Below are 16,561 nucleotides of genomic sequence, written 5' to 3'. Positions count from 1 at the left end.
TACGGAAAAATGTAGTGTAAATTTTACACTAACGGGAAATTATAGATAGTAGGTTAATACATGGTTTAACTTTAGTTGTTATTCTAACCGTATGCTGTAAAATATAATTTTATAATTTAAAGGAGGTTTGAAATTATAAATGGATAGGTTAATCGTATTTAGAATAAAAAAAATCCTTGCTATAGGGCCCAAAGCTTTACCTGTTTATTATACGGATAAGATTGTATTCGATATGGAAGGGATGTCTGTATCCAGGGAATGTCGGGGAGTTGAGTGTTAGGTTTTATCTTTTTTTGATTTTTGTGGACTATTCCGTGAAAAAAAAACGTATTGGTATTGTGGAAGGTTGTTAGCGCTTTGTGGTTTTTAAAGAGGTATATTTTTAAGCTATAATTACTTTAAGGAGTAAAGCCGCTTTTTTTTTTATAAAAGCGGCTGTTTACCAAAACATTATTTACCAAATAATGAAAATAATAAAGTATAAAATACTTTGAGATAAAAGTAAATCCCTGGGTCATTAAATTAAAACGGGAAACCGTAACCAGCAGGTAAATTTCTCTTTTTTGAGAATAATATGTGAAAAAGTTAATTTTTTTTATTTGTCTTAGGCGGTTTATCTATTTTTTGATGCATTGTCTAGGGTTAGTTTCTTTTATGTTTCTTCGCTTGGATAATCACACTGATAAAAAAATAAAACTACAATGCCTAGATGAGGAGTTTTAATTGTTATAATTTGTATTGTTTGAAGAAATAGCCGATAACTTCTTGATTTGTTGTGAAGTAATTTAGGCATTTAAGGTTTTGGGTCGGCTTTATTGTTTAAGATTATATCCAAATTTTCCTGCAGTGGATACATATAGAGTATGATTTTTTTTTGTTGGCATTGAAAACAGGTTTGAGCGGGTTGAAATTAACCTAGCCATTTGGTTAGTATCGCATGGTTTGAAGTAATTTTTATTAATCAAAAAAAACACTACAGATAAAACACTTAAAGCAATGAAAAACAGGTTTTTACGCCTGTTTTCAATCGTCTGAAATAGTTGTTTAAAATAGCTAAAAACAACCAAACTATGCTTTTAGCTAGTTTTCGTTAATCCGTCTAGCCCTTACATTTGTTTCGAATTGTTTAGTATAACTGATTCGCTAGCCCTAGTGAATCTTAGTAGGTTGAGTTTCTAATTTATAGGAATAACCCTTAATAACTTTCCCTCAAAAAGTTATTTTGGGTTATCCTATATCTTTTTTAAGATTTGATTCTTTATCGTATTCCTAGGCCTTCATGCACCAATGTATTCGTTCTAATTTTTATTCTTTAATCCATAATTGGATTGTTTCAAAATTTTGCAAAGGCGGTTTTATATAACGAAATGTATCTTTCTTTCTTCTTATGTGGATTACAAATGGGTGTGCGTAGGAGATAAATTTTATTTTTTTTAAAAAGTTAGAATAGTCTAACAAAAATATTAGATTTGCAATACGGGTTGTTTGATCTGATTTACTCTTGTTATTAATAAAACAAGGAGTAGAATTTGAGCAACTAACACTATAATTTTAAAGAGAAGAGCATATGAAAATTGATTTAACCCTGCCTGAGTTGCCTTATGATAGAGGTGCTTTGCAGCCCATTCTTACTGAAGAAACTTTTGATTACCATTATGGAAAGCATCATTTAGCTTATGTGAAAAATTTGAATGCGTTAGTGGTGGATACGCCTATGGCGCAGGATCCCGTAGAGGATATTATTAAACATGCGCATCGGAGTGGCAATATTTCGCTGTTTAATAATGCTGCCCAACATTGGAATCATAGTTTTTTTTGGCGCTGTTTATCTCCGAATGCTGGAGGTGTGCCTACAGGTGCGATCGCAAATCGTATCGCTTTAGATTTTGGTGGTTTCGAAAATTTTAAAGCTTTATTCTCGGATACAGCCATTAAACTGTTTGGTTCTGGATGGGCTTGGTTGGCCCTGAGTAAGGCGGGAACGCTGGAAATTGTTCCTATGCGGGATGCGTGTACACCCTTAGTTGATAATAGAAAACCTTTATTAACCCTCGATGTATGGGAACACGCATATTATATGGATTACCAAAATGCACGCCCCAAATTTGTGGAGGGCTTCTGGGAAATTGTGAATTGGGATTTTGTCAATGAAAATTTATTGGGCTAAGGTTAGCTTTTACTTTTTATGCCTTTTCCTGAACGACAGCAAGGTATGCTGTTCTTAACTTGTTAAACTAAAAATTTGTAATATAAATTGTATTAATATGTGTGGTTCAATAAAAAAAATAATAGCCGGACAGCCGGATAGCGCTTTGCAAAAAGGTCCATTAACCGTGGGGGATAGTTTGCCTGAGTTTGTTAAAAAGGCGGTATTTACCGTAAATGATGGTACAGAAATTATGGATATTCAGCATACTTATGCTTCGGCACTGGGTAAATGGACGGTGCTTTTTTGGTGGCCCAAGGACTTTACTTTTGTGTGTCCGACTGAAATCGTTGAATTTGATGCCCATCAATCTGAATTTGAGAAACGGAATACTTTGCTTATCGGGGCATCAACAGATTCTGAATATGTGCATTTGGCCTGGCGAAAAAATGATCCTCAACTTAGCCGTTTACAAATTCCCATGTTGGCAGATACCTCTAAATCTCTCGCTGAAAGTATGGGCATTTTAGAGCTTACAGAAAAAGTAGCGTATCGGGCAACATTTATTGTTGATCCCAAAGGTATTATCCAATGGGTATCCATTTACCCTATGAATGTTGGACGTAATGTGCAGGAGGTGCTGCGTGTTTTGGATGCCTTGCAAACGGATGAGCTAACAGCCTGTGGCTGGACTGTCGGACAAAAAACTATTTCGCAAACACGTAAGGAGATGGGTAATGTTTGAGCCTTGGATATTTAAACCGTTTAGGAATACGCACTTGAGCGGTAGGTGTTTTTCGCCTACGTGTATTGGCCTGGAAAGGAGGGGATATGGTTGAACCCTTGCTGCAAGAAAACAAGGATCGTTTTGTTATTTTCCCTATAAATTACCCCGACATCTGGAGTTTTTATAAAATGGCTGAGGCAAGTTTCTGGACCGCCGAGGAGGTGGATTTATCGCCTGATATTATCGACTGGCAACATAAGCTTAATCCTGATGAACGTTTTTTTATCGCTCATGTACTTGCTTTTTTTGCGGCTAGCGACGGTATTGTGAATGAAAACTTGGCCGTTAATTTTATGCATGAGGTGCAGTATGCCGAGGCACGCTGTTTCTATGGTTTCCAGATTATGATAGAAAATATCCATGCTGAAATGTATTCTTTGCTCATCGACACGTATATAAAGGATGCTGCAGAGAAGGATTATTTGCTAGGTGCCATAGATACTATTCCCTGTGTACAGAAAAAAGCGAATTGGGCATTGCGTTGGATAGAAACTGGCTCTTTTGCAGAAAGACTAATTGCTTTCGCAGCAGTGGAGGGTATATTTTTTTCGGGTAGTTTTTGCGCCATTTTCTGGCTTAAAAAAAGGGGGTTGATGCCTGGCTTAACTTTTTCAAATGAATTAATTAGTAGAGATGAGGGTTTGCACTGTGATTTTGCCTGCCTTCTGTATACGGAACATGTGGTGCATAAATTGCCTGAAGAGACAATTCATAAACTTATTATCGCGGCTGTAGCCATTGAAAAGGAGTTTGTTACGGATGCGCTTCCGGTGGGGTTAATTGGTATGAATGCCAGCCTGATGTGTCAGTATATTGAGTTTGTTGCAGATCGGTTGTTGCTGGCTCTAAATTGCCGCAGAGTGTGGAATACGAGTAATCCTTTCGAATTTATGGAGCTTATATCTCTGCAAGGGAAGACTAATTTTTTTGAAAGACGGGTGGGCGAATATCAGAAAATGGGCGTCAAAAATAGGGAGGTTACAACTAAGGGTTTCTCCCTGGATGAAGATTTTTAATGCCTTTAGGGGCAGGCTGTGTAATTATTAAATTAAGTATAGGATGTTTGTATTAAAAAGAAATGGAAAGCAGGAAAAGGTACATTTCGATAAGATTAAAACTCGGATTCATAAGCTAATTTATGGTCTCGAAGTATCGGAAAATGAGGTGATAGAAATCTCTAAAAAGGTAATTCAGGGTATCTATGACGGTGTGCCTACTTGTGAACTGGATAACCTTGCCGCAGAAACGGCAGCAGCTTACACCACGACGCATCCTGATTTTGCGATACTGGCGGCACGTATTGCTGTTAGTAACCTGCATAAGAATACCTTGAAATCGTTTTCAAGAACCATGAAACTCTTGTTTGCGTATAGAGATCCTCAAACTAACAGTAATGCCCCTTTAATATCGGAGGAGTTTTACCAGGTTGTATGTAAGCATGCGCAAGAGATTGATAGTAGTATAATTTACGAGCGCGATTATAGTTTTGATTATTTCGGATTTAAAACCTTAGAACGATCGTATTTGTTGCGTATGGGCGGACAACTTGTCGAACGGCCACAGCATTTGTTTATGCGGGTAGCCTTGGGAATTCATAAATCTGATATTGCTGCCGCATTGGAAACCTATAATTTGATGAGCGAAAAGTGGTTTATCCACGCTACACCAACCTTGTTCAATGCGGGTACCCCGAAACCTCAAATGTCTTCTTGTTTTTTACTGAAAATCGCCGATGATAGCATACAGGGAATATTTGATACTTTAAAAGATTGTGCCTTGATATCTCAATCTGCCGGGGGTATTGGTCTTAATATACATAATATCAGGGCTACAGGTAGTTATATTCGTGGTACGGGCGGTGTTTCCAATGGAATAATTCCGATGTTGCGGGTGTTTAATGATACTGCGCGTTATGTAGATCAAGGGGGAGGTAAACGTAAAGGTGCTATTGCGGTGTATCTAGAGCCTTGGCATGCCGATATTTTTGACTTTCTGGATATGCGCAAAAATCATGGTAAGGAGGAAATGCGTGCCCGGGATTTGTTTCCTGCGCTGTGGATCCCGGATTTATTTATGCGTAGGGTGGAGGAGGGCGGTGATTGGTCTTTGTTCGATCCTAATGTTGCTCCCGGATTAGATGATTGTTATGGCACTGTCTTCGACGATTGTTACCAGCGCTATGAGGCCGAAGGGAGGTTCAACAAGCAGGTTAAGGCCCGCGTGTTGTGGGCGGCAATTGTTGAAGCACAAATGGAAACAGGTACTCCTTTTATGTGTTATAAAGATGCCGTTAATAGTAAATCCAATCAACAGAATATTGGTATTATTCGTGGATCTAATCTGTGTACTGAAATTATGGAATATACAGGGAAAGATGAAATTGCGGTCTGTAACTTGGCTTCTTTGGCTTTGCCAGCTTATGTCTTGGAAGATGCCTTTGACTTCCACAAACTTTATGAGGTGACCAAAATTGTAACCCGAAATTTAAATAAGCTCATTGACGCTAATTATTACCCTGTTGCAGCAACAGAAAATGCGAATCTTAGGCACCGACCAATTGGTTTAGGCGTTCAGGGTTTAGCGGATGTTTTTTTGCACTTGCGTTTGCCATTTGATAGTGCAGAGGCTAAAAAGTTGAATATAGAGATATTTGAAACCTTGTACTTTGCTGCCATGGAAGCCTCTATGGAGTTGGCTAAAGAATTAGGGCCGTACGACAGTTTTCAGGGGTCTCCACTATCGGAAGGGAAATTTCAATTCGACTTGTGGGGGGTGCAGCCCTCGGATCGCTGGGATTGGCCTAGCCTAAGGCAGGAGGTTATTCAGTTTGGTGTTCGAAATTCTTTGTTATTGGCGCCTATGCCTACCGCCTCCACCTCGCAAATTTTGGGCAACAACGAATGCTTTGAGCCGTTTACAACGAATGTCTATAACCGTAGGGTATTATCCGGAGAATTTATTGTGGTTAATAAATATCTTTTAAAAGACTTGATTCAGCTTGGGCTGTGGAATCCTGCCATGAAAAATGAATTGATTGCTGCGAATGGCTCTATTCAACATATACCTGGAATACCGGATCAGTTGAAGGCGCTTTATAAAACGGTTTGGGAAATTAGGCAAAAGGATATAATAGATATGGCGGCGGATAGAGGGGCGTTTATTTGTCAGTCGCAATCGTTGAATTTATTTTTAGCCGAGCCGAATGCGGCAAAATTGTCGGCTATGCATTTCCATGCCTGGAAAAGCGGACTTAAAACGGGTATGTATTACTTACGTACGCAAGCGGCAGCGGATGCGATAAAGTTTACAGTGGACGTGACGCAGTTAAATAGGGACGTAACATCATCCTCGTCTTGCAGTTTAGACAGTTCGGAGGATTGTATGGCCTGTGGTAGTTAAATTAAAAGCTTATGAAGTTGATATTGTTAAGACATGGCCAATCGCTGTGGAATTTAGAAAACAGGTTTACGGGTTGGCGCGATGTTGAACTCAGTGAGGCTGGTATGGCGGAAGCCAGAATGGCTGCCTTTCAGTTAAAAAATATACAGGTGGATCTTGCTTTTACTTCGAAATTGAGTAGGGCGCAGCATACCTTGCAGATTATTAGGGAAACCAATGGCTGGGTAGATCTTCCTATACTTATGGATGTCGCATTGAACGAAAGGCGTTATGGTGAACTGGAGGGTTTAAATAAAGCCGATACGGCATTAAAATATGGTGAACAACAGGTGCAGTTATGGCGCCGTGCTTTTGCTGACGCACCACCTAAAGGGGAGAGTTTGCAGGATACCTACAATCGTGTTATACCGTATTTTAAATCTTTTATACTACCGCAGCTTCAAAAATCAATGAATGTGCTCGTTGTGGCACATGGCAATAGTTTACGGGCTTTAATCATGTATTTGGAAAATCTAACGCCGGATTGTATTGTAAAACGCGAGATTCCTACTGCTGTTCCATCCGTGTATGATTTTTCGTACGACCAATTACGAAACTTTTCGGGTAAGGATTAATGGAGGATTGAACAAACTTAAAATCGATGAATTCGGATATAAAAAATAAAGAAAACTTAGAAGATGTTTTAATGTCTTTAAAATTTATGGATGTTTTGCCTAAGGATGGCACTGCACTTTATACCTATGTAATTGACGTATTAGCACAAAATATCAACGAGTTAATTCCTTCTAAATTACATAGGCTTTTGGTCTTATTGTATCGATTGGATATTAATGAGGATAAAGTGAAAAGAGCATTGCTTATTGGGGATAAATTGGAGACGGCCGGACATCGTATTGCGCGTCTTATTTTAGATCGGCAAATCCAAAAGTTTCACTTAAGGAGAAAATACTCCTCTCGTAAATCCTAAAAAGTAACAGGGATAACTGCTTTTTGCTTAGCAATTATTGGTAAATAAACAAAATATAGGTTGATGCATTCGGTATTGGTTTGGGATAAGAAATATAATCTATGTAAAAGTGATGGGTATACTACAATATTAAGATTTGTAATAAGGCCTAATACTTTAGCATTCGCCTAGTATTAACTCCGAAAATTTCCTTTTGTTGTTGTCGCTGTGTGCTATTTTAATGCCTAGCGCAATGATTAACAGCTATTTTAGGTCTTTACTTATTCTTTCTTGTATTTGCAATAAAATGCATAACAAGTAGAATAATTACTTTAACGATAAATAAGAAAAAGGCGTAAAATAATACGGCTATAGCACCTCCGTATTTAAAAATTTGAGGATTTGAAAATAATAAACTATTCATGCCAAGCGAAACGATAAGTAAGCTGATAAGGAATTTTTTACTTAGTCTCTTGTGAAATAGAAGTAGGTTGAACATATATAGGTATAGGAGTAAATAGAGGCCATATAAGGCTATAAAATCATTGTCGGTCGGAAGCATTGTTTTACTATTAAATAGATTAAAAATAGGGTTTATTATTGCTTATTTTCTTTTTCGGTGAATCGTATTGGAAATGCAGCAAAGCTAGACCTTTTGCTTTGGAAGAGATTATAATGCTGTGGTTCAGTACTAAAAATGTCAAGGTCTGGTTGTTTTGATTATATCTTTTCTTCGTAGTTTTATTTTTTTTCTTGATTATGTACATCGCTTTTATTCTTGTGGTGATTTCTATTTAAAGATAATTAGTAAGCATGTAATTTATCTTTAAAGCTATATTTTATGTAAGTTAATCTTTACAGTCTTTGATTGTTAATTTCTTTAACAGCGCCGCTGTCTTTAGATAAAGAGATTGTATTATTTTACGCTATGTTACACCAAATCGTCCTTTCAATTTTAAACTTTTTAGACCTTTTTAATCTATTCAGCGAACAGTAAAAACCTGTATCTTTTTAACAACCAACCTTGTTGGTCAATACTGGTGCTACTCTTTGAGATTTGATGGTAGATTGAACATGCAGTAACCTGCTAAAAAGAGGGTAAATTCTAATGTACCAGGTGGCGATTCGGGCTCTTTTAAATGCAATTTGTAGATACTTATTCGCGCGATATCTGCATTTGTTTAACTTGATAAGGACACAGACTGGCATGGATGAAAGACCTTCGGATGGACAAATAGTTTTGTAACTTACTTTATACAGAAGGTGAATGGGTATTTGCAAACTGAACCTATTACTAGAGGTTCGTGTGGGGGTGGAGTTAGGGTTATGTGTCATGATATTTATAAAGCTTGTAATTTAGGTCTTAAGAAAAACATTTTAATAATAAATAATTAAATATTTTAAGTAAAAATCAATTTTAAATTAAAATTACTAGTTGTGGTTTTATTTATAACTATACTTTTGCATGGTTAATTATTTTTTCTGGAATTTTAGTATTCAAAAAGTAGTAAAAATAATTTTAAACTACTGATATAAAGTGTTTTAATGTGGTGTAGTGCAAGTGATTTCAAGTACTACTGTGAACTATAAACTATTCAAAAGTATAGGGTAATTTTACAGTAGAATGTAAACTAATTGTTCGTTATGCTTCTATTTAGGATATAAGTGTTTTTTATTGTTCGGATTAATTTTTTTAATTAACCTATTGACCTGCTAATAATGATGCCAAAAGGGTTATAAAAAAACGAGAAGTAAATACACTGGATTTTCTTCTCGTTTTTTGTGTTGGTTCTAAATTATTTTTTAAATTTAATTTCTTTTTTGCAATATCTTCGCAAAATTATTTATAAGTCTATGTCTAAACCTACTGCGCAATGCAACGTATGGGCTTGGCTTGTGCTAAGGTATTAGCGTATAAATACTGAGGATAAGATCGATAAGTTACATTCTTATTAAAAAATAGGGTATAGACATTATTTCCGTAGAGCGTACTGCTGTGGTAGAAACCCTTTCTACCTCGATTTTCCAATGAAAAGTTGTTTCTTAAGTCAATGTAGAAATTACCTTGTGTTGGGAAGGTCAAAAACACCTTAATATTACGTTTGCTCGTAAATTTTTTAGCCGAATCAAAGGCTGTATTCCCTAGAATAAAACTACCTATTGTAGTATTAACCGTATTTTTAAGAAGGTTATCATACTCCAGTTGTGTAGGTACTCGATATCCATTTGGACAAGGGTCATTTGCGGTTTTTATTGGCGTATCTATGGTCCCGGCGTTCCATCGTTTTGCGGATAAATAATCATCTCTGATTATAGCATTGGTAATAGGAAAGTTTGAGTCGCCGTTTGCAACAATTGTATGCATACCCCATTGATAATAATTTCCATGCCTGTTTGCTGTTATGGGTAGTTTATCTGGATTTGCCGAATATTCGGCCCCTAGATTATGTCGCATCCATATATCACCATTAATACGAGCCGCAGGATATCCTGCGTGCGTTAGGTATACATCTTTGGGGTTTAAGGTTAATTTTAAGGTATATTTTACACCCGGTGTAACCTTAAGATTTTGGATAGGTTTGAAATCAGTTTGTACCAATGGACCAATAGTTATACTGGATATCGTGTAAGATATGTTTTTACTTATATCCGCATTGATTATTGTGTTAAAACTATTCCTTTCATTTGCTGTAAAAATAAGTGCTGACTTTGAAATATTTCCTAAGCGATTAATAGTGCCATTTTCCAAGTTTACGTTAGCAAGTGTATAGTGTGGACTAAATACTGATGCTAAACCTGTTAACTTGTAACCGGTGCGACTAACATCAAACACGGTCGTTATTTCACTAAATTTATGTTTTAATACCACATTTAAATAGTTAACCATATTAGCCTTAAGTGTAAGGTTTTTTCGGAAATACATAAAATCACTATTTCCTTCTACTTGTACATACGCTGTTGCCAAAGTTTTATTTTTTTGGTCAGTAAAACAAATTTCGGGTAGCTCATCAACACTATTTATGGAATACACGACAAAGACATATTCTTTTATTTCTTGCAATAAAAGATTCGTTTTCTCGTCTTCTTTTCCGTAGGTATAATTTTGTTCGGTTAAATAATTTCCATTCTTTTCAAATACTACCACTTTGTACTTTACCCATTTAGGAAGGGATATTTCCACAACATTACCTTTTGTTGCTAGGCTATTTTCAGGTTTTATGGTTGCTGTCCAATAAAAATCTTTGTTAAAATCTACTGTTGCAGTTTGGATGGAATCCACAGGCGGTAGACGCTGAAAAGATCTCCTATATTTAAGGTTTAATTCGTCCTCAAAAGTTGCATTATTAATTTCTATACGAACCATACCATTATTTTCGGGTTTTAAGGTTATGCTTTTTTGTTTGCAACACGCGATAAAAAGCAGGATACAAAATCCAATAATAGTTTTGTATTTATGTTTACATGCTATATAATTCATCATTTAATATGTTTTTTACTGCCATTCAAAATTTCTTTCCCATCTTTTTCCAATTTTTTTTAATGCTGTAGACTACTTCCGATACTTTTGGGCGTATTAACGGTGCCTACTCCATGGCAAGTCAAAATTCTAATCCTAGTTGAATAGCTAATTTCATCTATAGGAGCAAGGTGCTTTTGTTGAAAGTAGCATAATTTACCTTACTTTTAATCATTTTACTTTTTTTTAACTTAATTAATGTACTTATATAAAATTTAACTTTTCTGGTGAAATCCAGTTAATAGCAGGGGATTTAATTGCTTGCATAGTTTTATTCTAAAAATTATATCATTATGTTTTATATTTTTGCGAATATACCCGTGTTATATGCTGCAAAATGTTTTTTAAATAAATAATGTATGGTAATAGTTACAAAAATATTTAAAATGGTAAATTTTAAAGCCCGTAAACGCATTTATGGAAGCATAATTTTTTGCTTTACGAAAATAGATTTGATTGGGTGTTAGGAAATAGGGCAACATAAAATTGTTTAAAAAATGCAGGGGTTTTAAGACAACGGCCTTTATTTTAAAACTGAGGTTGTAGCAATATATCCTAGAACCCCAGTTTTTATTAAATGTTGTGATTTTAACCTGTACCATAAGAGGAAATATTATAAAAAATAGGAACGCGATTCACAGTATCACAATATTCTTTATGCGCTTTTTTCCAAATATTTTACCATACTTATTAGGTTAAAACCAGACCTTACAAATTTATTTAACGCTTTACTACAATTACTCCGCTATACACCGAATGTTTTTAGCTTCCGCTAGGTTATACGACTCTAAAAATTGATCGTTAACAAAACGCTTGTTTATGTTAAAAAATTTTAAATAATAGAGCCGATTGTCAAAAGTTGAACTGCAGTGATAATAACCTGCGAAACCTCTACGCTTAATCTGATATGGACCGCTATTATATACAGTGAAATGACCTTGTGCTGGAAAGGTAAGTCGCACATGAGCTTTATTTTTACTCGAAAATATTTTTGCAGAACCATATTCTTCTTCACCATTCGTGAAGGTACCTATATCGCTGTTGCTGGTATTATTTAGTAATTCTGTAAAATCATGCTCTGTTGGGATACGATAACCTGGAGGGCAGGGATCATGGATTGTTTTTATCGGATTTATTTCCGTTCCGCTGTTCCAGGTGTCCAGGGGTAGATTTAGGTTTTTATTTAACAAATTGATGGAGAGTTGTATGGAACTTCCTGTAGCAACTGCCGTTTTCCTTCCCCATTGGTAGTAATTTCCATGGTTATGCGGTATTAAACCTAGCTGATCAGGATCTGCCGTATAATTCGCGCCAAGATTATGTCTCATCCATACTTGCCCGTAAATACGTGCTGCAGGATAACCTTTATGGATGAATAAGCTGTCTTCTAAAAGCAGTGTTTGATTTAGTATAGGATCGGCTTTTTCAAACTTTGTGACCGTTTGTTTTTCACAAGAAATAATTAGAATACTACATAGTAGTAAGTAGGCGTTAAAAAAATAGCTAATCATACTAATTTTAATGGATTTAAAGATCATAGTGTTTGTTTTGTTTTATTGGAAGGCAGTTGAATATAGACCATCAACCTTCACTTGCTGATTTATAAATTATGCTGCCAGGCAGCTGATAGTTTTCGTTTCCTGTTAATTGTATTATTTTATAATTGTGCTTTTGCATTTAATATTTTTTAGCATTAAAAATGGAAAAACCTAAATCGGATACCTTTAATTTTAGATTTCAACCAACCTCGAAAGTGCTCCTATATTTATGTATGTACGTTGGCTGGCGAAATGCCTGTACTCTTTATACTGCTGTGAATTTAGTTTTTTTAATAATTTGCTGTACTGGCCTATAGTCTAGTATCCTTATTGGGATAGAAATTTTTTTTACCTTGTTTAAGCTAAAATGTTTTATCATAAATATCGATGCCAATTTAAAATAGAAACCTTCAAATGTTTACTACCAAACTGTATTCAAATTTGATGGGTTAAATGCATGTAAATTTTACCTCACGTGTTACTATGCAAAAAAATGTATAAATCGTATTTGGCAGGGTGAATGGTTAGGGTAAACGTTTAGATGGTTTATGAAGTAATCTGAGGGTAGTTACAAGTTAAATTTTTTATAAACGAATAGCTATCTTTTTGGCTAGTTGTCCGCATTTTGTCGATCTATAGTTTTATTCTTACAAGTCTTGTTTTATTCCGAATAATTAGTTGTAATTGAGCGTCTTTAAATTTTTAGGTAGATATTTATTTTCCACTATTTATCATCGGATGCGATTGAACTATCCTTTTGGCTAGTGCGTAATACTAGCAAAAGCCGTTAGTTTTGTGGTTATAAAGATTTACATAGTTCTTTTAGTACTGCGAGCACTGAAAAGTTTAGTGTTTTTGTAGAACGTTTAATTCAGTTAAATCTAAGAATAGCCCTAAAAAATCATCATAAATTTAGGGCTATCTTTTAAATTTTACATAAGCAGTTCGTTAAAACTTGTATTACGTGTAAATATTGTTTTACACGTATATTATTAGTAGTAAAACTAATACCATGTTAAACTTAATTTTATTGTTATGAGATTCTTTTTCATGTATTACCCATATTCTAACTACATATTACGAAATAAAAACGATTACTGTGTGCCTATGGCATCGAAACGAAAGTAGAATTTTAATAGGCATTAGTTGCCTGTCTGATCCTTGGATTTCATTTAGGTTTATTTTCCACAACCAAAGACGCTAAGGGCAGTAAAACTGAATTGTTAACATTATGAGATAGCTGTATTTCGCTGGCGTAAGTACATATTTTTTTATATATAAAATAGCTTTGAACAAACCGAATGCATGGAAAATATGGCGTAAAAAAAAATAGATAAGATGAAAGAAGAGATAAACCTAAAAAAACTCACCATTTTTTGTTTGTTGTTATTATTAGCCTCTGTTTTGCTCCTTAGTTTTATCATATGGACGGAAAAGACGGACGTATCCGATACCGTCCTTTAATATCGATTCTTATGAGGCCATTAAAACCTGTATCATCATATAGATTTGTAACTTTTTTTGAAAATAATAGGTGCTGTAGATTAGATATTATGAACATTTCCAAAATTTATATCAAAGTACTGTTAGGGATATTTTTTATACTCTTAAACATCGTAAAAGTGTCTGAAGCGAAGACATATTTACCTCAAACAATGGATTCTATCCTTAAAGAGGTTGAATTTTCACCTACAAACTTTACTCATACTTCTATTTATGATGACCCACATGGTTTTTTTATCTTGAAACATAAATTAGCAAATCAACAATTGGGTAAAGACCTTGTAATTCGTTTTCAAACTGCGCATTACGCTAAAATATATCTATACAGCTATAAAAATCATAAGTGGATTTGTGTCGATTCTGCAGGTAATGCATTTAAAACCAAAGAGACTATTTTAAGAAGATACCCCAGGTTAACCATTAATACACAGGTCCCTGAAATTTATTTTTTTATTGAAGGTGATTATTTTAGGGATTTAGATATTGAGATTCAAGAAAAAAGTAGTTTTAAGGCAAATAATGAAGTCGGTTTTCTGGGGCTGGGTTTATATTATGGTTTATCCATAATGTGTATTTTAATGAATCTCCTATTTGCCATAAGTTTTAAAAATGCCAAGTTTGTTTTATATAGCCTTGCACAGTTAACCATTATATTAATTATGCTGTATGAAGATGGGCTTTTTGTTTTTATAACCAAAAATACTTGGATCTTAGATAATATACTTACGCTTATTGTTCCGATATCTACGATGGCGACTTCAGTATTTAAAGTCAACTTTATAGGTTTAAGAAGAATTAATCCTACACTTTATCTGCGTATTCTGCTTATCAATATTTTTCTATTTCTTATTTTTGCAAGTTACCTGTTTACCCGCATTAACCTTATTTACCATACGGCAGTTTTATTGTCAATAGCATTTGAATATTATATTTTATATGGTATTGTATTAAAATATAAACAGGGAAAATCTATAAAAGTTTTGGTCTATACGTATACGCTATTACTTGGTATTGCTTTGTTATTTTATCTCAATAAGACAAACCTTGTACCATTTTTAGACTTTGTAAATATCACGGTTTTTAAAACGAGTAGCATTATAGAGGTTTTGATAATCAGCTTTGTTATTTTGTTCAACATAAAAGAATTAGAGCGCGAAAATGAGAAATATCGGCTTAAATTACAGGAGTTTATTGAAAAAATAAGAAACACTTCTGTACAGTCTACAGATAATAGCACTACAAATGGGATGATTTCGAAAAAGATCTATGAAAATCTCCAATTAAAGTATGGATTAACAAGTCGTGAGATTGAAGTACTGGAACGATTGTCACTCGGTTATTCAAATAGCTTTATTGCTGAAGAATTATTTATTTCAATAAGCACTGTAAAGTATCATATCTCTAATTTATATTTGAAAATTGGGAGCAAATCAAGGTCTCAGGCTGCAAAAGTTTTGCATGATATACAGTTGAAAGAAACCATGGCGAAAAAATATAAAGATGATTTAAATAGTAGAAAGGGTAGTTAATTTACAATTACAGGAAACTATTTGTTTTTTTTGTTGTAATATAAGGTATATAAACAAATTCTTTACATGAAAATATCTTTATTATCTTAATATTGGGTTAGAATAAGTTTATAGAATCAAACCCAGTATTATGAAAATTCTTGTTAGTTGTCCATCTAGTATTGTTGAATTCGGATTCAATAGCATTATTAATGGGCTTTTTCCGGAGTCAATTATATATTCTGCAAAACATAAACAATCAATTTTTTCCGATTTACCGTTGATTGAGATCTCATTTTGCTTTATTTCCTCAGAAATTTTAGATCAATATCCAAAATTACTTGAAGACATGAAAATGGTGAATCCCGATTTGAGATGTATGGTACTCGTACCATTTGAGAAAAATATACTGGATATGAATTATGAAAATGTTGATAGTTATGTGAGCTTAGAGTATAGTGTTTCTAGTCTTAAGAAAGCAATTTATAAGTTTATACATGCTGCGGTAAAGAAATAACAGCCCATAAATCCAAAAATAGGTCAAAGGCCGATTAGCTAGTTTCAACTTTAGCTAATCGGCCTTTCTTTTATATAGTTACAAAACTCCCGAATTATCCTATACTTTATGTTAGTTCTAGCCTTTCTGCTAGGATTTTTAGGGTCTCTAGTATTTTGTTTTTAGTTTTTAATGTATTGATTAATAGTCTGTTGGTTTATTTTGGATACCCTGTTTTTTTAGTTGACCCTAATTAGGGAATCAACTGATCTTAAGGAGGGTAATGAATTCAATGCTGCCAAATATATTTGTCCAGTAAAGTTTTATTGGAAGGTAAGCTTTGATGGTAAATTTCAGAAGATGAACGTTTAAAAACCTTAATTAAAATAACATGAAAAAAAAATATCGACAACCCACAATCCAAAAAATATCTGTAAAACTAGAAAACAGTATATCGGCAGGTTCTTCACCTCCAAAAGAAACTGAGGTGGAGTCGACAGATATGACAGGCGCCTTGCATGAAATTTGGGAAGTGGACAAGGATATCTCGGTAACTTTTGACTGGTAGCATAATTAAATGATAATATTATATGAAAAATTTGAGGGCAAAAGTTAGCTCATGGGCTTATTTCACGCCATGCATTACGGTATTAATTCTTACGCTAGTAATATACGGATGTAAGAAGCTGGACCATATTAAAAATGAGCATACAGCTGGACA

General features: G+C 34.5%; 11 protein-coding genes. 9 read left to right on the top strand and 2 right to left on the bottom strand.

The window, feature by feature from the left end; genetic code table 11:
- Positions 1–1,573 precede the first annotated feature (1,573 nt).
- From ACL9RF_RS05280 to ACL9RF_RS05255, 6 genes are all read left to right on the top strand, one after another.
- A complete protein-coding gene (locus ACL9RF_RS05280) occupies positions 1,574–2,167 on the top strand; it encodes a superoxide dismutase (RefSeq protein WP_422799986.1) in 594 nt (197 codons plus the stop codon).
- 97 nt (positions 2,168–2,264) lie between these two features.
- Positions 2,265–2,891 carry a peroxiredoxin gene (locus ACL9RF_RS05275; RefSeq protein WP_422799550.1) on the top strand — a complete coding sequence of 209 codons (627 nt, stop codon included), beginning with the start codon at positions 2,265–2,267 and terminating at the stop codon, positions 2,889–2,891.
- Between the two features lie 86 nt (positions 2,892–2,977).
- Complete coding sequence (locus ACL9RF_RS05270; RefSeq protein ID WP_422799985.1) at positions 2,978–3,949, top strand: ribonucleotide-diphosphate reductase subunit beta; 972 nt, start codon at positions 2,978–2,980, stop codon at positions 3,947–3,949.
- Positions 3,950–3,992: 43 nt separating this feature from the next.
- Positions 3,993–6,332 (top strand): ribonucleoside-diphosphate reductase subunit alpha, encoded by a 2,340-nt coding sequence (locus tag ACL9RF_RS05265; protein ID WP_422799549.1) that lies wholly within the window; start codon positions 3,993–3,995, stop codon positions 6,330–6,332.
- An 11-nt stretch (positions 6,333–6,343) separates the two neighbouring features.
- On the top strand, positions 6,344–6,946 hold the full coding sequence (locus ACL9RF_RS05260; protein WP_422799548.1) for a 2,3-bisphosphoglycerate-dependent phosphoglycerate mutase: 603 nt from the start codon (positions 6,344–6,346) through the stop codon (positions 6,944–6,946).
- Positions 6,947–6,972: 26 nt separating this feature from the next.
- Complete coding sequence (locus tag ACL9RF_RS05255) at positions 6,973–7,299, top strand: hypothetical protein (protein WP_422799547.1); 327 nt, start codon at positions 6,973–6,975, stop codon at positions 7,297–7,299.
- Positions 7,300–9,142: 1,843 nt separating this feature from the next.
- On the opposite strand, the gene ACL9RF_RS05250 is transcribed toward ACL9RF_RS05255, so the two are convergent.
- Positions 9,143–10,642 (bottom strand): hypothetical protein, encoded by a 1,500-nt coding sequence (locus ACL9RF_RS05250; protein WP_422799546.1) that lies wholly within the window; start codon positions 10,640–10,642, stop codon positions 9,143–9,145.
- An 890-nt stretch (positions 10,643–11,532) separates the two neighbouring features.
- Complete coding sequence (locus tag ACL9RF_RS05245) at positions 11,533–12,306, bottom strand: hypothetical protein (RefSeq protein WP_422799545.1); 774 nt, start codon at positions 12,304–12,306, stop codon at positions 11,533–11,535.
- Positions 12,307–13,757: 1,451 nt separating this feature from the next.
- On the opposite strand from ACL9RF_RS05245, the gene ACL9RF_RS05240 reads away from it, so the two are divergent.
- From ACL9RF_RS05240 to ACL9RF_RS05230, 3 genes are all read left to right on the top strand, one after another.
- Complete coding sequence (locus ACL9RF_RS05240; RefSeq protein ID WP_422799544.1) at positions 13,758–15,365, top strand: LuxR C-terminal-related transcriptional regulator; 1,608 nt, start codon at positions 13,758–13,760, stop codon at positions 15,363–15,365.
- A 130-nt stretch (positions 15,366–15,495) separates the two neighbouring features.
- A complete protein-coding gene (locus ACL9RF_RS05235; protein WP_422799543.1) occupies positions 15,496–15,861 on the top strand; it encodes a hypothetical protein in 366 nt (121 codons plus the stop codon).
- Positions 15,862–16,231: 370 nt separating this feature from the next.
- Positions 16,232–16,408, top strand: a complete 177-nt coding sequence (locus ACL9RF_RS05230) for a hypothetical protein (protein ID WP_422799542.1) — start codon at positions 16,232–16,234, stop codon at positions 16,406–16,408.
- The last annotated feature ends 153 nt before the right edge of the window (positions 16,409–16,561 follow it).

It is taken from the genome of Sphingobacterium sp. Mn56C (genome assembly GCF_049319645.1).
GTDB lineage: Bacteria > Bacteroidota > Bacteroidia > Sphingobacteriales > Sphingobacteriaceae > Sphingobacterium.
This window is presented reverse-complemented; position numbering and strand designations above follow the sequence as displayed.